Here is a 23,181-nt window from a genome sequence, read left to right as displayed (position 1 = left end):
CCCTTAATCGGCGTAATAGGTGAGTTTGAGCATCTCTTCCACGGTGGTGACGCCGTCGCGCACCAGCCGCAAAAGCTCTTCTTTTAAAGTGACCATGCCCTGTTTTTGGCGGGCGTAGGCAAAGATCTCGTCCACCGGGGCGCGGGCGGTGATCATGCGGCGGATGGGGCCGTCGATGGCCACCATCTCGTGCACGGCGGTGCGGCCTTTATAGCCGGTGTGGTTGCACAGATGGCAGCCGTTGCCCCGGCGCACGCTGGTGATGCGGTCGTCTTTTAAGGCGGCGCGCTCGGCCTCGTCGGGGGCGTAGGCGTAGCCGCAGTGGGGGCAGACCTTTTTGACCAGCCGCTGGGCCACCACCCCCACCACCGAGTTGGCGATGAGGTAGGGCTCGATCTCCATGTCCTCCAGCCGCACGATGGAGGAGATGGCGTCGTTGGTGTGCAGGGTGGAGAGCACCAGGTGGCCGGTGATGGCCGCCCGCACCGAGATGGCGGCGGTCTCGTTGTCGCGGGTCTCGCCCACCATGATGATGTCGGGATCTTGCCGCAGCAGCGAGCTGAGGCCGTTTTCAAAGTGCAGGCCGGCGGTGTTGTTGACCTGCATCTGGTTGACTTTGGGGATGTTGCGCTCCACCGGGTCCTCGATGGTGGAGATGTTGACCGGCTGGCGGGCCAGATGCTCGAGGATCATATAGAGGGTGGTGGTCTTGCCGCTGCCGGTAGGGCCGGTGAAGTAGATGATGCCGTGGGGATTTTGCAGCATGGCCAGCATTTTCTGGTAATTTTGGTCGCTCATGCCGAACTGGCCGGAACGATCGATGAGGGTGTTGGTGGTGAGGTAGCGCAGCACCGCCTTTTCGCCGTAGGCGGTGGGGATGACCGACACGCGGATGTTCATTTGGCTGCCGTCGAGGGTGACCTTGAAATGGCCGTCCTGCGGCAGGCGCTTTTCGGCGATATCGAGATTGGCCAGGATCTTGATGCGGGCGATGAGTGACGGGTGCAGGCTCTTGGCCACGCTGACATAGTCGACCAGGATGCCGTCGACGCGCATGCGCACCAGCGTTTGGCTCTCGGCGGCCTCGATGTGGATATCGCTGGTACCGGTGCTGTAGCCGCGCAGGAGCAGCGAGTTGAGCAGCTTGACCACCGGCGCGTCCTCGTCGCCGGAATCGTCCTCCTCCACCGCGATCTGCTCCTGCACGGCAAAGGTGTTGGCCGAGCTGGCGGCCAGCTTGGCGTCGATCTCGGCGTAGTAGTACTCGATGGCCGACTGAATGGACCGGGACTCGGCCAGGCAGATAGCCAGCGGCTGGTTGACGATCTGGCGGATGTCCTCGATGGCGTAGAAGTTGAGCGGGTCGCTCACCGCCACTTTGAGGGCGGCGCCCTCGGTATCGATGGCGATGAGGCCGTATTTGGACGCCAGCTGCTTGGGGATCTTCTCGACGGCGGTGAGGTCGACCTGATAGGTGTCGAGCTCGATGAGCGGGTGCTGCAATTTTTGCGACAGGGCGGTGAGCATCTGCCGCTCGGTGACATAGCCCATCTCGATGAGCACGGCACCCAGCAGCTTTTTGCCGCTGTCCTCTTTTTGCTTTTGCAGCGCCTGCTGCAGCTGCTCTTCGGTGATGGCGCCGCTCTGCAGCAGCACCTCGCCGATGCGTATGTTCTTCATCGCTCTGCTTCCTTTCCGGTGGCGGTCATTTGAGGGGGTTCCACAGCTCGGTCAAGTTGTCGTAATAGGCCTTGTCGTCGGGGCGGGGAGTGGCGACGTTGGCATCTTTATAGGTGCCCAGTTTGGTGCCGCCGGTGGTGGGGAATGGCGCATACCAGTAACTGTCGTAGGGATCGTACACCACCAGCGGGCGCCACATGGAGTGGTTGTTGCTATTTGCCGGACCTTTTTGCACCGCGTAGATGACGATACTCATCTTATCGGGATCGTTGGTGCCGGGGACATTGGCGGCGTGGAACTGCAGTTCCAGCGGGGCGATATCTTTTAAGTCCCCCTTTACATAGGGGTTTAGCTTGTTGGTGTTCTCGACACTGAAGCGCTCGAGGCCCAGGTCGATATCCGGCCAGGTGCCGCCGTAATAGGTACTCCGCACGTAGTCGCGCATCTGGTCGTTGGAAAAGCTGGCCACGTTGGAGACGCCGTATTTATCCATGATCTCCTGCTTTTTCTGCGCTTTGCGGGGATCGTTCCAGGCCATAGCGTTATATTCGGCTTTATCTTTTTGAAAGTCGGAAAAGGCGGTGAGCACATATTCTTTCATTTGGCTGGGGACCGGTGTTTTGACCTTGTCGGAGATGATCTCGGTGTCGTCGAGGATGAGGTAGGGGTCGGTGAGCGGGGTATCGAGCACGCCTTCGGGGGCGGTACCGGCCAGGGTAATATTGATGAGCTCGATGGTGGAGGCGGTGCGGTAGGCCACCTTGCCATCCTGCAGGACCTGTACCTGCAGCTCGACCCGGCCGTCGGCGCGGGCGGTGACCAGCAGCTGCACCCTGCATTTTTTATACCACTCGTCGCCGTAAAAGTCGTAGGCCGGGTCGTCGCCGGTCTTGTATGACAGGTGGCCGGTATCTGCGTCGACGGTGTACTCGCTGGCGTAGGTGTGGGGGATATCGCTGTCTTGGGGCAACACCTGCAGGTGGGTACAGTAGGTGAGCCGCCGGGAGAGGTGGCGGTAGATATCGTCGCCCAGCTGCTTGACCTCGTTTTCGCTGGCGCCGTGGCCGAAGAGGTTAAACACCATGAGGAAGATGGAGATGGTGGCCCCCATGGCGATGGCTAAAATAGCCATGGATACGCTGACCTCGACCAGGGTAAAGCCCCCGCTGTGTTTTTTGCGCACCGGATGTCCCTCCTCTCCCCGGCGCCGGCCAGAGCTTTTAACCGGCGTTTTTCTGATAGCTGTCGCTGTCGTACTTATAAAAGTGTATCTGCCCGTTCTCGGCGTCGGTGACGCCGCGGCAGTTGCCCGACAGCACCAGGGTGCTGCCGTCGGACAGCTTGATGGTCACCTGCCCCCGCTCGTCGCTTTGGACGGTGGCGCCGTCGGGGTCTGTGGCCCCCTCCAGCACACCGGCGGCATGCTGGCCCTTATTTTTGACCACCCCGCCGCGTGAGAACAGCTGCCCGGCGGTAAAAAAGCCCAGGTAGAGGATGGAGAGAGCCAGCGAGAGCACCGCCAGGCCCACTATGGTCTCGACCAGCGTCATACCGCGCCGGTCGCGCAGGCGTTTACCCATTTTGAGACACCCCCTTACCGGAATACATGCCAAAGCTCCAGGTGTCGCCGGTGGTGGGCAGGTCTTCGTCGGGCGGCACCACCGGTTGGCCGCCGGCGGTGATATCGCCGGTGAAGTGCAGCCGCACCCAGTCGCCGATATCGAGACTGTCGACGTAGAGACCGCCGTAAAAGTCGGTCCCCTGTTTCATGGTGAAACTGCTGCCGGTACCGCCCGCGATATAGGCGCACAGCGGCTCGGCATCTTCACTTGGTCCACTGCGATTATTATAGGTGAACGCGGCATCCTCACCCAGCGAGAACACCACCTGGGGGTGCTCGGGGTCGCCGCCGTACAGGTCGTCGAGTTTGAGCTCGGCGCCGTCGAGCAGATAGATGAAGATGCGCTGGGCGTCTTCGGCCACGGTGAGACTGCTGAGATTGAGGTTTGCCCCCTGCGGCAGGTAGTAGTAGGCATCGCGGCCCACGTGGCCGATCTCGGTCGTCTTGTTGGTGAGCTTTTCCACCAGCGAGTCATCGGGTATGGGGAGCACCTGGGGGCGGGCGGGGGCCGGGTGCGCAAACGGCACTGCCGCCACCGCATGGATGCTGCCCTGGACCCGGGCGGCATCGGCCTGGGAGAGCGGCTGCACAGTGGATACGCTGCCGACGATATCGCCGTTCATGGTCATATCCACGGCGTCAGCTACCACCGTGCCGTACACCACACTGCCGCCACTGAGCACCAGCTTGCCGGTGCAGGTGACGGTGACCGGCTTTTCGGGGGTACCGATCACGACTTTGTCGAGATACAGGTCGCCGTCGATGGACATGTCACCGGAGACAGCGCCCAGGGCGCTGTCGTCGCTGGCCAACATGACGGTGCCGACGTTGATGAAGTGCGGCTCGAGCTGCAGGGGCTTGGTGGAGCTAAAGTGCAAGTTGAGATCGGCCCGGCCAAACTGCACTGTACCTTCGCCACCGGCGAACAGGCCGCCTTTTTTGGCGGTGGCCGCAGCGGCGTAAAAGCCAGTAAAGCCGGCGGCTTCGCCCTGACCCTGACTGCCGCCGGAGGAGGTGCCGCCGGTGGGGGGCACGTAGTAGAAGGTGAGGTCGTCAAAGGAGACGGTACCGGCCTGCACGGCCCCGTAGGCGGTGGCGCTGCCGGTAAAGTCGACGCGGGAGGAGGACGGGCCGTAGAACTCGTCCCCCTGTACCACCAGCCGGGCATTTTCGCCCAGGATAAAATAGAGGTTGGGCGCAGGGGCGACGGTGCCGCTGTTGGTGGCGCGGCGCTCCTGCCCGGCGACGGTAAAGGTGGTGCCCGCCGGAATGTAGTAAAAGCAGTTGCCGGCATCTTCGGCGGTGTTGATGGTGACCTGCAGGCCGTCTTTCTGGATCTGGTAGTGGGCGTTTTGGCCCGAGACGCCCAGGGTCTTGTTAAAGAAGGTGCTGTCGTATACGGCGTTGGCGTCGGGCGGGCAGCTGGGCACGGTGGGGGTATCGAGTTCGGGCAGTTTAGAGGGCTGGGCCGCGCCGCCGGCGGCGGGGGTGACGGTGCCGCCGACGGTGACCCCGCCGGCGCACTGGGAGCTGGTGGTGGAGTAGATGCTGCCGGCGATATCGAGATAGCCCGAGAGCTGGATGGGGCCGTTGGACACCACGCTGCCGGCGACGTGCAGGTGCTTACCGTAGGTGCCGCCGCTGACGGTGACGCCCGGCCTGCTGTACAGACTGCCGCCCAAGTCGAGGGCGGTGCCGGACACCTGTACGCCCCAGCCCGACCTGTCCTCGCCGCTGACATATACATCGGTATCGGCGCCGGTCTTTAGGGCGCTGCCAAATTCGATCGTTTCGCCGACCAGGCCAAAAAAGCCGGTGATGGCGCTGTCCTGCTGGCCGCCGGCGGTGCGGTTCAGTTTGAGGTGTACGGTGCGGCGGCGCCGACCCACCGTGGCGGTGGCAGCGATATCGATGGTGTCGATATCGACCCGCTCGACCAGCGCGGTACAGCTGCCCATCTTCTGGGGAAAATCAAAATTTTCCACCTGCAGCTTGCTGCCCACCGGCAGCTTTTGCAGCAGGCCCTGACCGCCGGCAGTGCCCTGACAGATCTCGCCGCCGATGGCGTTGCAGGCTGAGCGGGCGGTAAAATAGGCCTGCCGGTCGGCGTTGTTGTCGGTGCTGCGCTGGGCGTAGGCCATAGCGATGCTGAGCACCGCCCCGGCCAGTATGGTGATGAGCAGCAGTGCCACACTCACCCACACCAGCAGAGAGCCGCTGTTACGCCGCGGTGCCTGTTTGGTTTTCGCTGTCGTTTGCCGGCTGTTCATATAGATAAACCTCTAGATCCATGATCACGTCGTAGGCGCCGCTCTCGTAGGTGTAGCCCGAGGGCAGCGTCACATCCATGGTGGCGATGCGCAGATAGGGCATCTCGTGGATCAGGTCGGCCATGGCCGTCACGTCCTCGATAGTGCCCTGCCCGCTGACCTGTACGGCGACGACCTGCACGCCGCCTACCGGGACCTGCGGCTCACCGCCGGGGTCGCTCTCGCTATCGGCGGCGGGCTGCTGGCCGTAGGCGGGCAGCGAGAAGGCGGCGGGGGGCTGCATCTCGAGCTTTTGCGGCCTGACGCCGCTGCTCTGCATGAGGTAGGTGATGAGGGAATCGATATCTTCCTCCTGCGGGCCGGACAAAAATTTCTCGCGGAAAGCGGCGATATCCTGCTCGATGGTCTGCAGCGACTGCTTGTCGCTGTCGATGGCGGAGATGGTCTGCTCGACCTGCTCCCGCCGGGACTGTTTGGCGCTGAGCTGGTCTTTTACCTCCAGCCGGCTGTCCATTGCCGGCAGCACCAGCAGGTACAGGCCCCCGGCCAAGATCGCCACACAGAGCAGGATGTAGAGCAGCAACTTTTCGCGTTTAGACAGATCGGCCATCTCACTGCACCCCCTTCAGCTGGGCGGTCATACTGAACTCGTAGGTCCAGCTGTTGTCGGCGGCATAGCCGATGTAGGTGATGTCGGCGAAAAACCCAGTCTCGCGCAGCGCGGCGGCAAAGGCGGCTGCGTCGTTGGCGGAGGCCGAGGTGCCGGTGACCACCACCGCGCCCAGCGATGCGTCGAAGGCGAGGCCCTTGACCGATATACTGTCGCCCAGGCAGTCTTTTACCTTTTGCAGGGCGGTGCTGGTGTAGTCGGGGTAGGAGACGATGTTCTGCGCCGCCTGCTGCAGCGCCTCTTTGTCGGCCAGCGCGCTGCTGATCTTCTCTTGTAAAGAGTTGGCCTGGGCCAGTTTGAGGGTGACGGCGCTGCTCTGCAGGTAGCCCGTCACCTCGTCGAGCTGGGACTTTAAGCGCAGCCTGTCGAGGGTGAGGCCGCCCCAGGCGGCGACCAGCAACACTGCCGCCAACACCGGCAGCAGGATCTTACCCAGCTTGCGGCTGCTCTTTTTGGCCCGCGGGCCGCCCTGACGGTAGACGGCGTAAAAATCGATCCTCTTTTGCATATGTCTCATATTTTGGCGCCTCACTTCTCGCCCAGGCCGCTGGTGGCAAACAGGTAATCGCTCACCGCATAGGGCTTTCTGGGGTCGGTCTTTTGGACGGAAAAGGCCTGGGTGGTGGGCAGCGGTTCGGCCCGCAGGCTCAGGGCGGCGTTTATCTCGCCGCAGACGGTCTGCTCTTCGGGGCGCAGGCCGCTGAAGTACACAGTATCGGGGGAAAAGCCGGTTTTTTGGGCCGAGGTGAACTGCACCATGGAAGAGACGCTCTGGGCCATCTCGGCCCGGCAGGCGGCGGTTCCCCGGGCGCCCAGCAGGCGCTGGCGATTGCTCATGCGGTAGCTGCCGGCCAAAAACAGGGCGGTGATGAGGACGTTGCCGTCGACCATGCACAGGATATAGTGTTTTTGGTGCAGCTGCGGCAGGATATCGAGCAGTTGGATGACCCCGTCCAGGGCAATGCCGATGGCCGACAGTGCCAGCCCGGCGGCGCCGAACAGCGACACGTAGCTGCCGACGAGCTGGCGCTCGACGGCGCTGCACAGCACCTGCTGGCGGCCGTCGGCGGTATCGGGCAGCTGGGCGTAGTCGTAGAGCAGGTCCTCGCGGCCGGTGGCCGAGTCGGCGAAGGTGTTGCGGGTGAGCGCGAGCAGCTGGGCGCGGCCCAGCTTGGGCACCGTCTCGACCCGGGTGAGGATGGAGCTGGAGTCGATGACCAGGCGCAGATCTTTGCCGCCGAGCCGGCCCTGCTTGGTGAGGTCCGCGAGGGCCGACAGCAGCGGCCGCTCGTCGGTGATGACGCCGTTGATCATGGCCCCCTCGGGCAGCGGGGCGGTGGCGTAGCCGGTGATCTCGACGCCCCTTTTGCCGATAGAGCCGCTTACGGCGGTGACGTCCTGACTGGACAGATAGATGCTGGTGGACATGGTTTCCCCCTTATTAACCGATGGTGCCGTACAGCTGATAGATGGGCATCATCACCGAGATCATGATAAAGCCGATGACCAGTGCCATGAAGATGATGAGCACCGGCTCGATGAAGGTGGTGAGGCGCTGGGTGGCCATCTCGGCCTCGTAATCGAACGAATCGGCCACCGAGCCGAGCATGTCGTCGAGGCGGCCGGTCTCCTCGCCGATGAGAATGGTGGAGGAGAGCTTGCTGTCGAACCCGTCGACCACCTGGATGGCCCGCGACAGCGGCGTGCCGCTGCGCACCAGCTCGACGACCTGGTCGAACTGGGCGTCGATATAGCGGTTGCCCACAGTGGTGCGGGATATCTGCAGGGCGCTGATCATAGAGAGACCGCTGGTGTAGAGCGAGCACAGCGTGCGCGAAAAGCGGGCGGTGTAGATGATGCGCAGCAGTTTGCCCACCACCGGCAGCCTGAGCTTTTGCCGATCCAGCCAGGTGTGGATCTGCGGCGAGGTGAGCAGGATGGCGAAGACGCCGACGAGCACCAGCACCGTGATGAGTACGGCGGCCCAGTGGTTTTGCAGCCCGTTGCTGATGGCCAGCACCACCCGGGTGGGGCCGGGCAGGGTATCCATATCCTCGAACAGGGTGAAAAACTGGGGCAGCACAAACAGGAAGATGGCCAGCATGACCAGCACGGTGACACACAGCAGGATGATGGGGTAAATGGTGGCGCCGCGTATCTTGGTGTGCAGCTTGTGCTCCTTTTCAAAATGGGCGGCCATTTTGGTGGCCACCGTGTCGAGCTGGCCGCTGGACTCGCCGGCGTAGAACATGCTGATCATCAGCGGCGGAAAGGCGCCCCGCTGCTGGCGCATGGCCTCGGACATGGGGATGCCCTGCTGCAGCGAGCGGTACAGCTGGCTGTACACCTGCCGCACCCGCGGCTTTACATCGCGGTGCAAAATGATATCGACGGCCCGCACCAGCGAGATGCCCGAGGAGAGCATGGTGCCCAGCTGGCGGCAGAAATCGGCCAGCTCGGGCGCCCGCAGCCGCACCCGGCTGTCGTCGCCGGTGAGCTCTTTGCTGCGCACCAAAAACAGCTGTTTTTGGTGCAGCGCGGTGGAGAGCTGCCGGGGGTCGTCGGCCTCCAGCTGGCCGGAGACCTGCCGGCCCTCTACAGTTTTGGCCGTGTATCGGTAAAGAGGCATACACTGCGCTCCTCTCTGGATATTTGGGTGGAGGTCACCAGCCCGTTACGAGGCCGATGTACCAGTTGATCAGGTCCTGGCCGTACAGCAGGGCCAAAAATGCACCGCCGCACAAAAACGGGCCAAAGGCGAAGTGTCGGCTTTTGTTGCGGCGATCTTTGATGAGCAGATAGCTGCCGTAGGCGCCGCCGGAGAGCAGCGCCAAAAAGAGCCCCAGCAGGGTGCGCTGCCACCCCAGCAAAAAGCCGCACACCGCCACCAGCTTGATATCGCCCCCGCCAAAGCTGCCGGGGATGGCCAGCGTGATGAGCAGCATGGGCACGCTGACGCAGAAAAGGCCGATGAGCCGGGACGGCAGGCCCGGCGACTGGGGCAGCAGCAGACTGCCGAGCACCGGCACCGCCAGCGCGGCGATAAGGCCGCCGGGGATGAGCATGGAGGCGAGATCGGTGAGGGCTATGGCCAGCAGCGCAAAGCAGATGGCCAGATAGACCCAGAAGGTGCTGTTAAACGTGCAGTTTTGCGACAGCAACACCCACACCGCCAGCAGGCCGCCGGCGAGCTCGGTAAAAAACAGCCGCCAGGGGATCGGGGCGCCGCAGTGGCGGCAGCGCCGGCGCTGCCACAGAAAGCTGACGAGGGGAATGAGCTCGCGCGGGGAGAGCTGCCGGCGGCAGTGGGGGCAAAAAGAGCGCCCCCTGACGATGGACTGGCCGCGGGGCACCCGGTCGGCCACCACCCCTAAAAAGCTGCCGACACAGGCGCCGAACAGAAAGACGATGCCCAAAAGCAACGCATAGGCCACCCAGAGCGGCATGTGCAGACCTCCCCCCGAAAAGCAAACGCGCCCCCGCCTGATGTGCGGGCGGGGGCGCTGTTGCACGCGTTATGGAGCCGCCGGGGCAGCTCCATGGTAAAATCGCCCCGCCCGTTACGGGACAGGGCGATCACACATTCTCTCAAACTCTAGCTTATCTTGGTTACGGTGTACTTACCGCCGGCATAGGCCACAGAATAGCCGCCGCTGGCAGTGATGGTAAACGAGTTCACTTTGCCGCTGCTGATCACGGGGACGGCAGTAAAGGCGATATTTTGGCCACTTAAGCCCTCAACAGCTACGGCGACATCGCCGACGGCCATTTCTGTACCATTGTCGTTGAGGAGCTTGGTAGCAGTTGGGTGCTCGGCAAACTGGTCGGAAGCCAGTGTCTGTACGGCTACAAAGGCTGTACGCGCCTCAGCGGTGGCCGTTTTCTCTTGCGCCTTGGATATGTAGCCGGTGAGCGCGGGGATGGCGATGGCGGCCAGGATGGCCAGGATCACCAGTACTACGATGACCTCTACCAGGGTAAAGCCCTTCTTGTCTTTGAGTTTTTGCATGGTCTTTTTCATATTGTCGACACCTTCTCTAAAATAATTGTGCGCGGTCTCTCCCCCACATCGCGCCCATCTGTGCACAAGACCGCATGTGCACAGATTTCGTTTGTTAAAGTATACCGCGGAGGTCATAAAAAGTCAATTTAACTAGTGAAAAACTGTCAAACTTCTAACCGGTATGGGGCAGTTGCCGCTCTGTTTATACCTTTTAGACAGCCGGGCCACAGGTCTGGGAGACCGGCCGGGACGCCGTCGGGCGAAAAATGACAAAAATGCGCAGTGTGGTGGGTTTTTTTGCGTGTTGGAGACCGGGCGGTGGTGTGTGTGCGCCACCGACAGTGTGACCGGGAGCGCCGCCATATATAGCAGCGGGCGCAATTAGGGGTCAAAGCAGGACAGCGCGCTGCTATTGGGGGGCGAGCCGCATAGAATGGCCTATTGGGGCATATGGATGGGCAGGCGGCGGGGCGGAGCCGACTGCCCATCCGGCTCAACACCGGCAATCCCATTCCAGCAAAATCTCTCGCGACTGCGGTCTTTCTTTATATATTCTTTATACTATTTAATAGAGGGACATCGCTCTCGACCGGTGCCGGGATAGCGTGCGGCACCGCCAAAACCTCTTTATACAAATTTAATACTGTGTTTTTTTACTGGGGGCCGAGCGGGCAGATATCTGCCCAAAAGTGAGCGCTTTAAAAAAGCTGCCGTGCAGCCGACAGCAGTGCCGGGCCCACACAGGCCGAGTGCGCTGACGGGGTGCCGACGGGTACAAAAGCACCGGGCACCGGGCACAGCGGCGGAAGAGTACCGGCACACGCCGGGGGCGACGGGTGGCCGGCACCGCCCGGTGTAAAACCGGCTGCGCGCGGTGTAAGCCGCCAACGGCCGCTGCCGAAAAACGGCTTGACAGGTGTATTTGCCGGCATTTTTATACCCGCCTGACCGCTGACCTGCCACGGTGGGGGTGCGGGGGCAAGCGGGGTGATGCGGGGGTAAATGGGGCCAAAACAAAAGCCGCCGCAGACGACGAAACTGTCTGCGGCGGCTTGGCGCGCCTGAGAGGATTCGAACCTCCGGCCTACCGCTTAGGAGATGGACCCAGTGCATATATTCCCTATCAACAGGGATAAAGAAAATGCAGTTATATCAAGGCTTTTCTCCATGTTCTCTATAAACCTTGTACAAGCAAAATCAAGCAAAAACAAAGGATTTTAGCCCCCTATTGTTTGCACTCTGTTTGCAAAGGCGCGAAATTTGGCGTTAGCCAAAAGTTCAATTCCCGTCGAGACTTAATTATATTCATGGTATCGTGGACATAGTTTACCATACATAGAGGTTCATTACAAGAGGTATTGAGCCAGTGAAAGTGCCTGTTTTATCTTTCTCAGGAAAGGTAAAGCAGGCACTTTTTTTCATATCTAAACTTAGAAAGAAATGAGGTGAAATCATGAATACACAGATTATTGCCATAGCCAACCAAAAAGGTGGTGTCGGCAAAACAACCACTTGTGCCAATCTTGGAATTGGTCTGGCGCAGTCCGGGAAGAAAGTCCTTCTGATTGACGGAGACCCACAGGGAAGCCTGACCATCAGCTTGGGCAATCCCCAGCCTGATAAGCTGCCCTTTACACTGTCAGACGCTATGGGCCGTATTTTGATGGATGAACCAATTCGTCCCGGCGAGGGTATCCTGCACCACCCTGAGGGCGTAGACCTGATGCCTGCGGACATCCAGCTATCTGGTATGGAGGTATCTCTGGTAAACGCTATGAGCCGAGAAACCATTCTGCGACAATATCTGGACACGCTGAAGGGGCAATACTCCCATATCCTTATTGATTGCCAGCCCTCCCTGGGTATGCTTACGGTCAATGCACTGGCTGCCGCTAATAGGGTTATAATCCCCGTCCAGGCAGAGTATCTTCCAGCTAAAGGTTTGGAGCAGCTTTTGCAAACTATCAATAAGGTTCGCAGACAAATCAATCCCAAGCTGCAAATTGATGGGATTCTGCTGACGATGGTAGACAGCCGAACCAATTTTGCCAAAGAAATCTCCGCTCTTCTGCGCGAAACCTATGGCAGTAAGATCAAGGTGTTTACATCAGAAATTCCTCATTCTGTCAGGGCTAAAGAAATCAGTGCTGAAGGAAAAAGCATTTATGCCCATGATCCTAATGGCAAAGTGGCTGAGGGCTACAAAAATCTGACGAAGGAGGTATTGAAACTTGAAAAGCAGCGCGAAAAAAATAGAGCTGGCCTCAGTAGATGACCTGTTTTCTACAGAAGAAAGTCGGCAAGACGAGCAACTGGAAAAAATTCAGGAAATTCCCCTATCTGAACTGCATCCGTTCAAGGATCACCCCTTCAAGGTCAAGGATGATGATGCAATGATAGAAACCGCAGACAGCATCAAAAAGTATGGTGTGTTGGTTCCTGCGATTGCCAGACCACTGCCTGATGGCGGTTATGAGCTGGTAGCCGGTCACAGACGCCGCAGAGCCAGCGAATTGGCCGGAAAAGAAACCATGCCTGTCATTGTGCGCGACTTGGATGACGATGCTGCCACAATTATTATGGTTGACAGCAATTTGCAGCGAGAAAATCTGCTCCCCAGTGAAAGGGCTTTTGCCTACAAAATGAAGCTGGAAGCCATTAAACATCAAGGAGCAAGAACAGACCTGACTTCTGTTCAAGTTGAACAGAAGTTGAGCGCCAGAGACCAGGTGGCAAAAGAAGCCGGTGAACGAAGCGGTATCCAGGTAATGCGATATGTTCGTTTGACTGAACTGATTCCAGAGCTTTTGGATATGGTGGATGAAAAGAAAATCGCATTTAACCCAGCCTATGAACTCTCTTTTTTGAAACCGGACGAACAGCAAATGCTGGTGGAAACAATGGACTATGAGCAGGCTACCCCTTCTCTCTCTCAGGCTCAGCGAATGAAAAAGTTCAGCCAGGAAGGGAAATTGTCAGAAGATGTGATGCTTGCCATCATGTCAGAGGAAAAAAAGGGTGATCTGGATAAAGTGACCTTGAGCAGCGATACCTTGCGAAAGTATTTCCCCAAAAGCTATACACCGGCCAAAATGCAGGAAACCATTATTAAACTGCTGGAACAATGGCAGAAAAAACGCCAACGAGATCAGGAACGATGAAGGGAGAGCCTATGAAAGATATTGCAGCAAGGGAACTGAAAGGCCACAACATTCTTGCAGTGGAGCGATTTTGGGACAGCACTTTCTGGATGATTGAGTTTACTGTCTTGCGCCCTACTGCTTATGGAGAACCTGGTGACGAAATGAGGCTTTTTCTCACAGAGGACGGGTATCAGTCAGCTCTGCAAAGCCAGCAGCGTCGAGAAATCAAAATTAAGAGATATGCCCATGTTATTGAGGGGCATATCCTCGACTTCAAGCCTAAAAAACACCGTCGTTCATAACCGATACAACGAAAGGAAAGGAATGAATATGTGTACTGTAAGAGAAATCCGAGAAGCTATTCAAGAAGATTGCCGCTCACAGCGTGATATGGAATCCACCGAGATTGACCGTGTTTTTCAAACCTTACCATTTTCTCAGGAAAGGGATCTGTTTGATAAACCACCAATGCCAAAACGCCCCTACCGACGCAAGAAAAAAGATACAGACAGACCCTAACCGCTGCCACAATTCTTTTATGAATTGCGGCTTTTTTCATACCTGAGAAATGAAAGGAGTGAAGTAAATGGCTGTTTTTCGTGTAGAACGCACTGGCGATTACACGGTTATGAGCAATTTTCATCTAAAAGACAAACGACTTTCTTTGAAGGCAAAGGGTCTCTTGTCGCAAATGTTATCTCTGCCTGATGACTGGGATTATACGCTGTCAGGACTCAGCTATATCAATCGAGAAAGCAAAGATGCAATCCGCTCTGCTGTCAATGAGCTTGAAACAGCCGGATACATTCGGCGCAGACAGACAACTGATGCTTCTGGTAAATTCGCAGCCAATGAGTATACCATTTTTGAGCGTCCCATCGAGGGAGAACCGATGTTGGATAAGCCGTTGTCGGAAAACCCGATAACGGTAAACCCGTCAGCGGTAAATCCGTTACCGGAAAATCCAACACAATTAAATACTAAGAAATCAAATACCCAAAAACAAAATACTCATGGATCAAATACCGATTCCATTCCCTTCCGGGAAACAGCGGCGGTAATACCGCCGGAACGGAAAGGAAGGGATGCGATGTCTGTCACAGAGATAGAAAATTATCGGGAATTGATTTTGGAGAATATCGAGTATGATTGTCTGAAGCAGCGTTATCCTCTCTACCTGGATGACCTGAATGAGATCGTAGAGCTGTTGGTAGAAACGGTCTGTGCCAAACGAAAGACCACCCGGATCTCTGGTGCGGACTTTCCTCATGAAATTGTACGCTCCCGCTTTTTGAAGCTGGACAGCTCTCACATCGAGTTTGTCATGGACTGTCTGCAAAAGAACACCACCCAGGTACACAACATCAAGCAGTACCTGCTTGCAGTGCTGTTCAACGCTCCTACCACCATGAATAACCACTACACTTCACTGGTAAATCACGATATGCACGCAGGCGGCTGGTAATCAGCCGCTTTTGTATTACACCAAAGGAGGCACAGCATGAATCAGATTGAAATTTTCAATAGTCCAGAGTTCGGAAGCATTCGCACTTTGGAACAGAATGGCAAAGTATTATTTTGCGGTACAGATGTGGCAACAGCGCTGGGATATACCAATCCACGCAAAGCCGTCCGCGACCATACCAGGGGTGGAACGAAATGTTCCATAGGGGTCCAGACTGGGAAAAAGGCAGATGGAAGCCCCGCGGTACAAATGGTCGAAATGCTCTTTATCCCCGAAGGTGATCTATATCGTCTGATCGCCCATAGTAAACTGCCGTCAGCGGAACGGTTTGAACAATGGGTGTTTGATGAAGTTCTACCTGCCATTCGCAAGCACGGAGCCTATCTCACAAAAGAAAAGTTGTGGGAGATAGCCACTTCTCCGGAAGCTCTGATAAAGCTCTGCTCCGAGCTGCTTGCTGAGCGGGAAGAAAATGCGTCGCTACGAGAGGAAAATGCCCTGCTGGAGAGTAAGGCAGCCTTTTATGATTTGTTCATCGACCTCAATCACAGTACCAACCTCCGCACCACCGCCAAAGAGTTGCTTGTCCCGGAGCGTCGGTTTGTCCGTTTCCTTCTGGAAAAGCGTTTTGTGTACCGCACCGCATCCGGTAATGTACTGCCCTATGCAAAGCCAGCCAATGAAGGACTGTTTTGTGTCAAAGACTACTGCAATCACGGGCATATCGGCTCCTATACGCTGATAACCCCGCAAGGCAAACTCTACTTTGCTCAGCTGAGAGACATGATTTTGATGGTTGTATGAGAGTGGGAAAGGAAGTGAGTTTTATGCCAGAAGGCAAAACAATCGGTCAGCTGATGGAAGAAATGCGCCAGAAAGCTGGAGCGCAGAACTATCACGGCCATGACTACATGGATCTCCAGCGATTTGCTGAGAACACCCGGCACATGATTATTTTTGATGTGCTGACGCATGACTCCCCGGTGGGCTGGAAAGGTGAACGAACCCGCCTGTTTTTGTCAGATAAGGGCTATGAAAAAGCTCTGGACAGTCAGGCAAAGGGACAGATCAAGATTCTCAGTCATGCAAAGGTCAGAAATGGAGATTTGCTCTATGACCGTTCTGAGCAAATTCGTTGAGGGCGGTTCGATGAAGAAATACCTTCTCCGGCGGCTGGTGGTCCCGCCTTAGAAATAAATGCACCACCCCTGCACATTTTGTGGAAAGGAGGCGATGAAAATGCAGGAAGAAGTGGAAAACAGGACTTTAACGCTGGTTGTCAGCGGAACAAAGTTCACCGGCAGGCTGCTCAAAGCCGCCATCAGCAAGTACCTTGCCCACCGCAAGGAAAAGAAGCTGCAAAAGCAGAGAAGCCGTGACGCGCCTGTGAAGCCCCAGGGCAAGCAGACGGTGAAACAGCTGATTGGTCAAAACCAAGGGGTTTCCAACATCGAGATCACCGACCCCTCCATCAAGGAGTTTGAGAAGATCGCCCGGAAATACGGCGTGGACTATGCGGTGAAGAAGGACCGCAGCAGCTCCCCACCCAAGTACCTGATCTTTTTCAAGGGTCGGGACGCGGATGCCCTGACCGCTGCTTTTACCGAGTACACCGGGAAAAAGGTCAGAAAGGCGGAGAAATCCGAGCGCCCGTCCGTGCTGGCAAAGCTGAGCCAGTTCAAAGAACTGGTAAAACACGCCGTCGTGGACCGGAACAAGCGGAAGGAGCTGGAACGATGAAAAAGCAGCTGAACATCAAAAAGCTCATTTTGCTGAATCTGCCGTATATCCTGATGGGGCTTTTCTCCACCAACTTCGGTGAAGCGTGGCGGATGGCCGTGGGTGCGGACGCTTCGGCAAAAATGCTCTCGTTCTTCTCCACGCTGCCGGTGGCGCTGGCCAGCTGGTGGCCCAGCCTGCACCCGCTGGACCTGCTGGTGGGCCTGTGCTGCTGCGGCGGCCTGCGGCTGGCTGTGTACCTGAAAAGCAAGAACGCCAAGAAGTACAGGCACGGCATGGAATACGGTTCCGCCCGGTGGGGAACCCATGAGGACATTACACCCTACATCGACCCGGTATTCCAGAACAATGTGATTCTGACGAAAACGGAGAGCCTGACAATGAACAGCCGCCCCAAGGACCCAAAGACCGCCAGAAACAAAAATGTGCTGGTGATTGGCGGCTCCGGTTCCGGTAAGACCCGCTTCTGGCTCAAACCGAATCTGATGCAGATGCACAGTTCCTATGTGGTCACAGACCCGAAGGGAACCATTTTGGTGGAGTGCGGAAAAATGCTCCAAAGGGGCGCACCCAAGCTGGGGAAAGACGGAAAGCCTATGAAGGATAAGCACGGCAAGGTCATTTATGAGCCGTACCGAATCAAGGTCCTAAATACCATTAACTTCAAGAAGTCCATGCACTATAACCCTTTCGCCTATATCCATAGCGAAAAGGACATTTTGAAGCTGGTAACAACGCTGATCGCCAATACCAAAGGCGAAGGCAAGGCCGGAGACGATTTCTGGGTAAAAGCAGAAACCTTGTTGTACTGCGCGCTTATTGGCTATATCCATTATGAGGCTCCGGTGGAGGAACAAAACTTCTCCACCCTCATTGAGTTCATCAACGCCATGGAAGTCCGTGAGGATGACGAGGAGTTCAAAAACCCCGTAGACCTGATGTTTGATGCACTGGAAGCCGAGAAGCCAAACCACTTTGCGGTGCGCCAGTATAAGAAATATAAGCTGGCCGCCGGAAAAACAGCCAAGTCGATTTTGATTTCCTGCGGCGCTCGCCTTGCCGTGTTCGACATTGCAGAGTTGCGTGAGGTCACGGCTTATGATGAGCTGGAGCTGGATACTCTGGGAGACAGGAAAACTGCCCTGTTCCTCATCATGAGTGACACTGATGACAGCTTTAATTTCCTTATATCCATGTGTTATACCCAGCTGTTTAACCTGCTCTGCGAAAAGGCCGACGATGTGTACGACGGCAGACTGCCGGTTCATGTGCGCTGTCTGATCGACGAGTGCGCCAACATTGGCCAGATACCCAAGTTGGAAAAGCTGGTGGCCACCATCCGAAGCCGTGAGATCTCCGCCTGTCTGGTGTTGCAGGCGCAGAGTCAGCTCAAGGCGATTTATAAGGATAACGCAGATACCATTATCGGAAACATGGATACTTCCATCTTTCTGGGCGGTAAGGAGCCGACCACTCTCAAGGAGCTGGCCGCCGTGCTGGGTAAGGAAACCATCGACACCTACAACACCGGAGAGAGCCGTGGGAGGGAAACATCCCATTCACTCAACTATCAAAAATTGGGGAAAGAGCTGATGAGCCAGGATGAGCTTGCTGTTATGGATGGCGGCAAGTGTATCCTCCAGCTGCGCGGTGTGCGTCCTTTCCTTTCGGATAAGTACGACATCACCAAGCACCCCAATTTCAAGTACACTGCCGACGCGGATGACAAGAACGCTTTTGATATTGAAGCATTCTTGTCCGCAAGGCTGAAACTCAAGCCCAATGAGGTCTGCGATGTATATGAAGTAGACACAAAGGGCGCTTAATTTCGTTCCGCTTTAGAAGGGAGTGATCTTATCTATTCGCCGCATCTGCCCTCTATGGGCCATTGGCGTACAAAGCGGACAATCGCGAGAAAAAATAATGAAAAAGGAGGACAGCCGGAATCATGCCCCCGGAAACCGGGCGGCAGATTGTTCCGGCTTTTGTATGCCTATGAAACATGACAAACCTATTTTTTAATCAGATTCCGGCTAACAAACTATATGGCATTTTTTGAACAGGCAATCACCGTTCTTCAGACCCTCGTTATCGCGCTCGGTGCCGGTCTCGGTATCTGGGGCGTTATCAACCTGCTGGAAGGTTACGGCAACGACAACCCCGGCGCCAAGAGCCAGGGCATGAAGCAGCTCATGGCCGGTGCTGGTGTAGCCGTGGTAGGCATGGTCCTTGTACCTCTGCTCTCCGGGCTTTTCTCTGTCTAAGCGTCTCCGTATGAAATCCTTGCCGCTCCCGCAGTTTTGCGGGGGCGGCGGAAAGGAGGTTGACACCGTATGGATTTCTTACTTGAAGCCCTGACAAATTGGCTGAAAGAAATGCTGGTGGGCGGCATTATGAGCAACCTTTCGGGGATGTTTGACAGTGTAAACAAGCAGGTCGCGGATATATCCGTACAGGTAGGCCAGACCCCACAGGGATGGAATGGCAGTATTTTCAGCATGATTGAGAATCTGTCCAACTCCATCATGGTGCCGATTGCAGGCGTGATCCTGGCTATCGTGATGACCGTAGACCTGATCCAGATGATCGCAGACAAGAACAACCTGCATGATGTGGACACCTGGATGATTTTCAAGTGGGTGTTCAAATCAGCCGCTGCCATCCTCATTGTCACAAATACATGGAATATCGTGATGGGCGTCTTTGATATGGCGCAGAGCGTAGTGGCGCAGGCGGCAGGGGTTATCAATTCGGATGCGTCCATTGACATTTCCTCAGTTATGACCGATCTGGAACCGAGGCTGATGGAAATGGATCTGGGACCGCTGTTCGGACTGTGGTTCCAATCCCTCTTTATTGGCATTACTATGTGGGCGTTATATATCTGTATCTTTATCGTTATTTATGGCCGTATGATCGAAATCTACCTTGTGACTTCGGTGGCTCCCGTTCCAATGGCTGCAATGATGGGTAAAGAATGGGGCGGTATGGGACAGAATTACCTCCGATCCCTGCTGGCGCTGGGCTTTCAGGCGTTTCTCATTATCGTCTGCGTGGCAATTTATGCTGTGCTGGTGCAGAACATCGCTCTGGAAGATGACATCATCATGGCAATCTGGAGCTGCGTGGGCTACACCGTACTGCTGTGCTTTACGCTGTTCAAAACCGGCAGTCTCGCAAAATCAGTCTTTCAGGCGCACTAAAGGAGGGTTCTGTATGAAAAAATATCAAATCATTTACGCAGACCCGCCATGGAACTACAAAGTATATTCCAAGAAAGGATTGGGACGCAGTGCAGAAAGTCACTATCCGACCATGAGTATCGAGGATATTTGTGCGCTGCCAGTAGGCAACTTGGCGGATAAAGACTGTGCCTTGTTTTTATGGGTCACGATTCCATGTTTACTGGAAGGTCTCTCAGTTCTGAAGGCATGGGGATTTACCTATAAAACCGTCGGCTTTGTTTGGGTAAAGCAAAATCGAAAGGCAGATAGCTTGTTCTGGGGAATGGGATATTGGACGCGCTCCAATGTGGAACTTTGTATCCTCGCAACGAAAGGACATCCCAAGCGTATAAACGCAGCTGTTCATCAGGTCATTGTCTCTCACATTGAAGAACATTCAAAAAAACCGCAGGAAGCCAGAGAACGCATTGTCTCATTGATGGGTGATCTCCCGCGCATAGAACTGTTTGCTCGTCAATCCACACCCGGTTGGGATGTGTGGGGAAATGAAGTGGACAGCTCTATTTCATTCCCATAAAGGAGGTGGATAATATGGCTTATGTACCCGTACCCAAAGATTTAACCAAAGTCAAAACCAAGGTCATGTTCAATCTGACACGAAGGCAGCTGGTCTGCTTTACCGCCGGGGCGCTTGTAGGTGTACCGCTGTTCTTGTGGCTCCGTGAGCCTGCGGGAAACAGCATGGCTGCCATGTGTATGATGCTGGTCATGATGCCCTTCTTCCTGCTGGCAATGTATGAAAAGCATGGACAGCCCCTGGAAAAGATCGTCGGCAACATCCTCAAAGTAGCTGTGATCCGTCCCAAGCAGCGTCCCTACCAGACCAATAACTTTTATGCCGTATTAAAGCGGCAGGAAATGCTCGATAAGGAGGTGTATGACATTGTTCACCGCAATGAAAAGCTGGCTGCGCCGTCTGCTGGGAAAACCGGAAGAAAAGACCGTGCATCCGGTAAAGACAAAGAAAAAGCTGTCCCGCGCCGATAAGAAGCAGATCGAAGCGGCCATTGCCCGCGCCAACCGCACGGACAAAAAAGGAAAATCGGCACAGGACAGTATCCCCTATGAACGAATGTGGCCGGACGGGATCTGCCGCGTATCGGACAGCCACTACACAAAGACCATTCAGTTTCAGGACATCAACTATCAGCTCTCCCAAAATGAAGATAAGACCGCGATCTTTGAGGGCTGGTGTGATTTCCTCAATTATTTCGACAGCTCGATTCACTTCCAGCTGTCTTTTTTGAACCTTGCGGCATCGGAGGAGACCTTTGCCAACTCCATTTCCATTCCGCCCCAGGGGGATGCCTTTGACAGTATCCGTGAGGAATATACCACGATGCTGCAAAATCAGCTGGTCAGAGGCAACAACGGTCTCATCAAGACCAAATACCTGACCTTTGGTATTGACGCTGACAGCATCAAAGCCGCCAAGCCCCGTCTGGAGCGTATTGAGACCGATATACTCAACAACTTCAAGCGTCTTGGCGTAGCTGCCAGGACACTGGACGGTAAGGAAAGGCTTTCCCAGCTTCATGCGGTATTCCACATGGATGAACAGCTCCCATTTCAGTTTGAATGGGACTGGCTGGCTCCTTCCGGTCTGTCCACAAAAGATTTTATTGCACCAAGCTCCTTTGAGTTCCGCACCGGCAAGCAGTTCCGTATGGGCAAGAAATACGGGGCTGTTTCTTTTTTGCAGATTTTAGCCCCAGAGCTGAATGACCGTCTGCTGGCTGATTTTCTGGATATGGAAAGCTCGCTCATTGTGAGTATGCACATTCAGTCGGTGGATCAGGTGAAAGCCATCAAAACGGTAAAGCGTAAGATTACCGATCTGGACCGCAGTAAGATTGAGGAACAGAAAAAAGCAGTCCGCGCCGGATACGACATGGACATCATTCCTTCTGACCTTGCCACCTACGGCAGTGAGGCGAAAAAGCTGTTGCAGGATTTGCAGAGCCGAAACGAGAGAATGTTCCTGGTCTCCTTTTTGGTGCTGAACACAGCGGACACCCCCCGTCAGCTTGGCAACAACATCTTTCAGGCAGGCTCTATTGCCCAGAAGTATAACTGCCAGCTGACCAGACTGGACTTCCAGCAGGAAGAAGGGCTGATGAGCTGTCTGCCCCTGGGACTCAATCAGATCGAGATTCAGCGAGGGCTGACCACCAGTTCTACGGCTATCTTTGTACCATTCACCACACAGGAATTATTCCAGAACGGCAAAGAAGCCCTGTACTACGGCATCAATGCCCTGTCCAACAACCTCATCATGGTGGATAGAAAGCTGCTGAAAAACCCCAACGGCTTGATTTTGGGTACGCCGGGTTCCGGTAAGTCTTTCAGCGCCAAGCGTGAGATTGCCAACTGCTTTTTGCTTACCAATGATGATGTCATCATCTGTGACCCGGAAGCGGAGTACGCACCTCTGGTGGAGCGTCTGCATGGGCAGGTCATCAAGATCTCGCCTACCTCAACCAACTACATCAATCCGATGGATCTGAACCTGGACTATTCGGATGATGAAAGCCCGCTGTCCCTCAAGTCTGACTTTATCCTCAGCTTGTGTGAGCTGATCGTGGGCGGTAAGGACGGATTGCAGCCGGTGCAGAAAACCATCATCGACCGTTGTGTGCGTCTGGTCTATCAGACCTACCTCAATGACCCGCGCCCGGAGAATATGCCCATACTGGAGGATCTATATAACCTGCTCCGTTCACAGGAGGAAAAGGAAGCCCAGTATATCGCCACGGCCCTTGAAATCTATGTAACCGGCTCCCTCAATGTGTTCAATCACCAGAGCAATGTGGACATCAATAACCGCATTGTCTGCTATGACATTAAGGAGCTGGGCAAGCAACTCAAGAAAATCGGTATGTTGGTGGTCCAGGATCAGGTGTGGAACCGCGTTACCATTAACCGCGCTGCCCACAAGTCCACCCGTTATTACATCGACGAGATGCACCTGCTTTTGAAGGAGGAGCAGACCGCCGCTTATACGGTGGAAATCTGGAAGCGATTCCGCAAATGGGGCGGTATTCCGACAGGTATCACCCAGAATGTCAAAGACCTTTTGAGCAGCCGCGAGGTGGAGAACATCTTTGAAAACTCCGACTTCGTGTATATGCTCAACCAGGCAGGCGGAGACCGTCAGATTCTCGCCAAGCAGCTGGGCATTTCCACGCACCAGCTTAGCTATGTGACCCACTCCGGTGAGGGCGAGGGCCTGCTGTTCTATGGCTCCACCATCCTGCCCTTCGTTGACCACTTCCCGAAGAATACTGAGCTTTACCGCATTATGTCCACCAAACCCCAGGAACTGAAAAAGGAGGATGAATAAC

24 protein-coding genes are annotated in these 23,181 nt (G+C 55.8%); 14 read left to right on the top strand and 10 right to left on the bottom strand.

Annotated features, from left to right (window positions below; all coding sequences use genetic code 11):
* Positions 1 to 3: 3 nt before the first annotated feature.
* The 10 genes from C6Y32_RS07120 to C6Y32_RS07075 all read right to left on the bottom strand — a co-directional run bounded on the left by C6Y32_RS07120 (position 4) and on the right by C6Y32_RS07075 (position 10,262).
* The gene (locus C6Y32_RS07120) at positions 4 to 1,680 is read right to left on the bottom strand and encodes a GspE/PulE family protein (protein ID WP_105204610.1); all 1,677 of its coding nucleotides are present in this window, start codon (positions 1,678 to 1,680) and stop codon (positions 4 to 6) included.
* Between the two features lie 25 nt (positions 1,681 to 1,705).
* Positions 1,706 to 2,863, bottom strand: a complete 1,158-nt coding sequence (locus C6Y32_RS07115) for a prepilin-type N-terminal cleavage/methylation domain-containing protein (RefSeq protein WP_164998173.1) — start codon at positions 2,861 to 2,863, stop codon at positions 1,706 to 1,708.
* Between the two features lie 37 nt (positions 2,864 to 2,900).
* Positions 2,901 to 3,260 carry a prepilin-type N-terminal cleavage/methylation domain-containing protein gene (locus C6Y32_RS07110; protein ID WP_105204608.1) on the bottom strand — a complete coding sequence of 120 codons (360 nt, stop codon included), beginning with the start codon at positions 3,258 to 3,260 and terminating at the stop codon, positions 2,901 to 2,903.
* Positions 3,253 to 5,571: a bactofilin family protein gene (locus tag C6Y32_RS07105; RefSeq protein WP_105204607.1), complete on the bottom strand. Its 2,319-nt coding sequence runs from the start codon at positions 5,569 to 5,571 to the stop codon at positions 3,253 to 3,255. Before C6Y32_RS07105 ends, C6Y32_RS07110 begins: the two co-directional genes overlap by 8 nt.
* Entirely contained in the window at positions 5,522 to 6,181 is a 660-nt protein-coding gene (locus C6Y32_RS07100; RefSeq protein WP_105204606.1) for a hypothetical protein, read from the bottom strand. The genes C6Y32_RS07105 and C6Y32_RS07100 overlap by 50 nt, the downstream gene beginning before the upstream one ends.
* Position 6,182: 1 nt before the next feature.
* Positions 6,183 to 6,758 carry a hypothetical protein gene (locus tag C6Y32_RS07095; RefSeq protein WP_105204605.1) on the bottom strand — a complete coding sequence of 192 codons (576 nt, stop codon included), beginning with the start codon at positions 6,756 to 6,758 and terminating at the stop codon, positions 6,183 to 6,185.
* Positions 6,759 to 6,769: 11 nt separating this feature from the next.
* Entirely contained in the window at positions 6,770 to 7,669 is a 900-nt protein-coding gene (gene pilM / locus C6Y32_RS07090; RefSeq protein ID WP_105204604.1) for a type IV pilus biogenesis protein PilM, read from the bottom strand.
* A gap of 13 nt (positions 7,670 to 7,682) precedes the next feature.
* Complete coding sequence (locus tag C6Y32_RS07085; RefSeq protein ID WP_105204603.1) at positions 7,683 to 8,870, bottom strand: type II secretion system F family protein; 1,188 nt, start codon at positions 8,868 to 8,870, stop codon at positions 7,683 to 7,685.
* Positions 8,871 to 8,904: 34 nt separating this feature from the next.
* Positions 8,905 to 9,687 carry a prepilin peptidase gene (locus C6Y32_RS07080; RefSeq protein ID WP_105204602.1) on the bottom strand — a complete coding sequence of 261 codons (783 nt, stop codon included), beginning with the start codon at positions 9,685 to 9,687 and terminating at the stop codon, positions 8,905 to 8,907.
* A 149-nt stretch (positions 9,688 to 9,836) separates the two neighbouring features.
* Positions 9,837 to 10,262, bottom strand: coding sequence for a prepilin-type N-terminal cleavage/methylation domain-containing protein (locus C6Y32_RS07075; protein WP_105204601.1), 426 nt, complete (start codon positions 10,260 to 10,262; stop codon positions 9,837 to 9,839).
* Between the two features lie 1,435 nt (positions 10,263 to 11,697).
* On the opposite strand from C6Y32_RS07075, the gene C6Y32_RS07070 reads away from it, so the two are divergent.
* The 14 genes from C6Y32_RS07070 to C6Y32_RS07005 all read left to right on the top strand — a co-directional run bounded on the left by C6Y32_RS07070 (position 11,698) and on the right by C6Y32_RS07005 (position 23,180).
* A complete protein-coding gene (locus C6Y32_RS07070; RefSeq protein ID WP_002569249.1) occupies positions 11,698 to 12,519 on the top strand; it encodes a ParA family protein in 822 nt (273 codons plus the stop codon).
* The gene (locus C6Y32_RS07065) at positions 12,476 to 13,405 is read left to right on the top strand and encodes a ParB/RepB/Spo0J family partition protein (protein WP_006059569.1); all 930 of its coding nucleotides are present in this window, start codon (positions 12,476 to 12,478) and stop codon (positions 13,403 to 13,405) included. The genes C6Y32_RS07070 and C6Y32_RS07065 overlap by 44 nt, the downstream gene beginning before the upstream one ends.
* Before the next feature lie 11 nt (positions 13,406 to 13,416).
* On the top strand, positions 13,417 to 13,689 hold the full coding sequence (locus tag C6Y32_RS07060; RefSeq protein ID WP_007862445.1) for a DUF5720 family protein: 273 nt from the start codon (positions 13,417 to 13,419) through the stop codon (positions 13,687 to 13,689).
* Between the two features lie 28 nt (positions 13,690 to 13,717).
* A complete protein-coding gene (locus tag C6Y32_RS07055; RefSeq protein ID WP_006059571.1) occupies positions 13,718 to 13,906 on the top strand; it encodes a hypothetical protein in 189 nt (62 codons plus the stop codon).
* A gap of 67 nt (positions 13,907 to 13,973) precedes the next feature.
* Positions 13,974 to 14,852 (top strand): DUF6017 domain-containing protein, encoded by an 879-nt coding sequence (locus C6Y32_RS07050; RefSeq protein ID WP_006059572.1) that lies wholly within the window; start codon positions 13,974 to 13,976, stop codon positions 14,850 to 14,852.
* A 36-nt stretch (positions 14,853 to 14,888) separates the two neighbouring features.
* Positions 14,889 to 15,656 (top strand): BRO family protein, encoded by a 768-nt coding sequence (locus C6Y32_RS07045; RefSeq protein ID WP_002589066.1) that lies wholly within the window; start codon positions 14,889 to 14,891, stop codon positions 15,654 to 15,656.
* Between the two features lie 23 nt (positions 15,657 to 15,679).
* The gene (locus tag C6Y32_RS07040; RefSeq protein ID WP_008723307.1) at positions 15,680 to 15,991 is read left to right on the top strand and encodes a DUF5720 family protein; all 312 of its coding nucleotides are present in this window, start codon (positions 15,680 to 15,682) and stop codon (positions 15,989 to 15,991) included.
* Between the two features lie 100 nt (positions 15,992 to 16,091).
* Positions 16,092 to 16,592 (top strand): PcfB family protein, encoded by a 501-nt coding sequence (locus C6Y32_RS07035; protein WP_008723309.1) that lies wholly within the window; start codon positions 16,092 to 16,094, stop codon positions 16,590 to 16,592.
* Positions 16,589 to 18,418, top strand: coding sequence for a VirD4-like conjugal transfer protein, CD1115 family (locus C6Y32_RS07030; RefSeq protein ID WP_006059575.1), 1,830 nt, complete (start codon positions 16,589 to 16,591; stop codon positions 18,416 to 18,418). Before C6Y32_RS07035 ends, C6Y32_RS07030 begins: the two co-directional genes overlap by 4 nt.
* A gap of 219 nt (positions 18,419 to 18,637) precedes the next feature.
* On the top strand, positions 18,638 to 18,856 hold the full coding sequence (locus C6Y32_RS07025) for a Maff2 family mobile element protein (protein WP_003525154.1): 219 nt from the start codon (positions 18,638 to 18,640) through the stop codon (positions 18,854 to 18,856).
* A gap of 69 nt (positions 18,857 to 18,925) precedes the next feature.
* Entirely contained in the window at positions 18,926 to 19,795 is an 870-nt protein-coding gene (locus tag C6Y32_RS07020) for a VirB6/TrbL-like conjugal transfer protein, CD1112 family (protein WP_050005938.1), read from the top strand.
* A 13-nt stretch (positions 19,796 to 19,808) separates the two neighbouring features.
* Positions 19,809 to 20,354, top strand: coding sequence for an MT-A70 family methyltransferase (locus C6Y32_RS07015; protein ID WP_002589060.1), 546 nt, complete (start codon positions 19,809 to 19,811; stop codon positions 20,352 to 20,354).
* A 14-nt stretch (positions 20,355 to 20,368) separates the two neighbouring features.
* Entirely contained in the window at positions 20,369 to 20,824 is a 456-nt protein-coding gene (locus C6Y32_RS07010) for a PrgI family protein (RefSeq protein ID WP_002589059.1), read from the top strand.
* Entirely contained in the window at positions 20,781 to 23,180 is a 2,400-nt protein-coding gene (locus tag C6Y32_RS07005) for a VirB4-like conjugal transfer ATPase, CD1110 family (RefSeq protein ID WP_071699002.1), read from the top strand. The genes C6Y32_RS07010 and C6Y32_RS07005 overlap by 44 nt, the downstream gene beginning before the upstream one ends.
* The last annotated feature ends 1 nt before the right edge of the window (position 23,181 follow it).

Source organism: Neobittarella massiliensis (ex Bilen et al. 2018), assembly GCF_900289145.1.
Classification (GTDB): domain Bacteria; phylum Bacillota; class Clostridia; order Oscillospirales; family Ruminococcaceae; genus Neobittarella; species Neobittarella massiliensis.
The sequence above is the reverse complement of the archived record's forward strand: the minus strand, read 5'-3'. Positions and strand labels throughout refer to the sequence as shown.

Excerpts from the sequence above, each read along its gene's own strand:
- C6Y32_RS07050 (WP_006059572.1), top strand. The coding sequence starts at position 13,974 with ATGGCTGTTTTTCGTGTAGAACGCACTGGCGATTACACGGTTATGAGC.
- C6Y32_RS07070 (WP_002569249.1), top strand. The coding sequence starts at position 11,698 with ATGAATACACAGATTATTGCCATAGCCAACCAAAAAGGTGGTGTCGGC.
- C6Y32_RS07085 (WP_105204603.1), bottom strand. The coding sequence starts at position 8,870 with ATGCCTCTTTACCGATACACGGCCAAAACTGTAGAGGGCCGGCAGGTC.
- C6Y32_RS07030 (WP_006059575.1), top strand. The coding sequence starts at position 16,589 with ATGAAAAAGCAGCTGAACATCAAAAAGCTCATTTTGCTGAATCTGCCG.
- C6Y32_RS07120 (WP_105204610.1), bottom strand. The coding sequence starts at position 1,680 with ATGAAGAACATACGCATCGGCGAGGTGCTGCTGCAGAGCGGCGCCATC.
- C6Y32_RS07010 (WP_002589059.1), top strand. The coding sequence starts at position 20,369 with ATGGCTTATGTACCCGTACCCAAAGATTTAACCAAAGTCAAAACCAAG.
- C6Y32_RS07110 (WP_105204608.1), bottom strand. The coding sequence starts at position 3,260 with ATGGGTAAACGCCTGCGCGACCGGCGCGGTATGACGCTGGTCGAGACC.
- pilM (WP_105204604.1), bottom strand. The coding sequence starts at position 7,669 with ATGTCCACCAGCATCTATCTGTCCAGTCAGGACGTCACCGCCGTAAGC.
- C6Y32_RS07020 (WP_050005938.1), top strand. The coding sequence starts at position 18,926 with ATGGATTTCTTACTTGAAGCCCTGACAAATTGGCTGAAAGAAATGCTG.
- C6Y32_RS07055 (WP_006059571.1), top strand. The coding sequence starts at position 13,718 with ATGTGTACTGTAAGAGAAATCCGAGAAGCTATTCAAGAAGATTGCCGC.
- C6Y32_RS07060 (WP_007862445.1), top strand. The coding sequence starts at position 13,417 with ATGAAAGATATTGCAGCAAGGGAACTGAAAGGCCACAACATTCTTGCA.
- C6Y32_RS07035 (WP_008723309.1), top strand. The coding sequence starts at position 16,092 with ATGCAGGAAGAAGTGGAAAACAGGACTTTAACGCTGGTTGTCAGCGGA.
- C6Y32_RS07025 (WP_003525154.1), top strand. The coding sequence starts at position 18,638 with ATGGCATTTTTTGAACAGGCAATCACCGTTCTTCAGACCCTCGTTATC.
- C6Y32_RS07105 (WP_105204607.1), bottom strand. The coding sequence starts at position 5,571 with ATGAACAGCCGGCAAACGACAGCGAAAACCAAACAGGCACCGCGGCGT.
- C6Y32_RS07075 (WP_105204601.1), bottom strand. The coding sequence starts at position 10,262 with ATGAAAAAGACCATGCAAAAACTCAAAGACAAGAAGGGCTTTACCCTG.
- C6Y32_RS07045 (WP_002589066.1), top strand. The coding sequence starts at position 14,889 with ATGAATCAGATTGAAATTTTCAATAGTCCAGAGTTCGGAAGCATTCGC.
- C6Y32_RS07015 (WP_002589060.1), top strand. The coding sequence starts at position 19,809 with ATGAAAAAATATCAAATCATTTACGCAGACCCGCCATGGAACTACAAA.
- C6Y32_RS07080 (WP_105204602.1), bottom strand. The coding sequence starts at position 9,687 with ATGCCGCTCTGGGTGGCCTATGCGTTGCTTTTGGGCATCGTCTTTCTG.
- C6Y32_RS07040 (WP_008723307.1), top strand. The coding sequence starts at position 15,680 with ATGCCAGAAGGCAAAACAATCGGTCAGCTGATGGAAGAAATGCGCCAG.
- C6Y32_RS07100 (WP_105204606.1), bottom strand. The coding sequence starts at position 6,181 with ATGGCCGATCTGTCTAAACGCGAAAAGTTGCTGCTCTACATCCTGCTC.
- C6Y32_RS07095 (WP_105204605.1), bottom strand. The coding sequence starts at position 6,758 with ATGAGACATATGCAAAAGAGGATCGATTTTTACGCCGTCTACCGTCAG.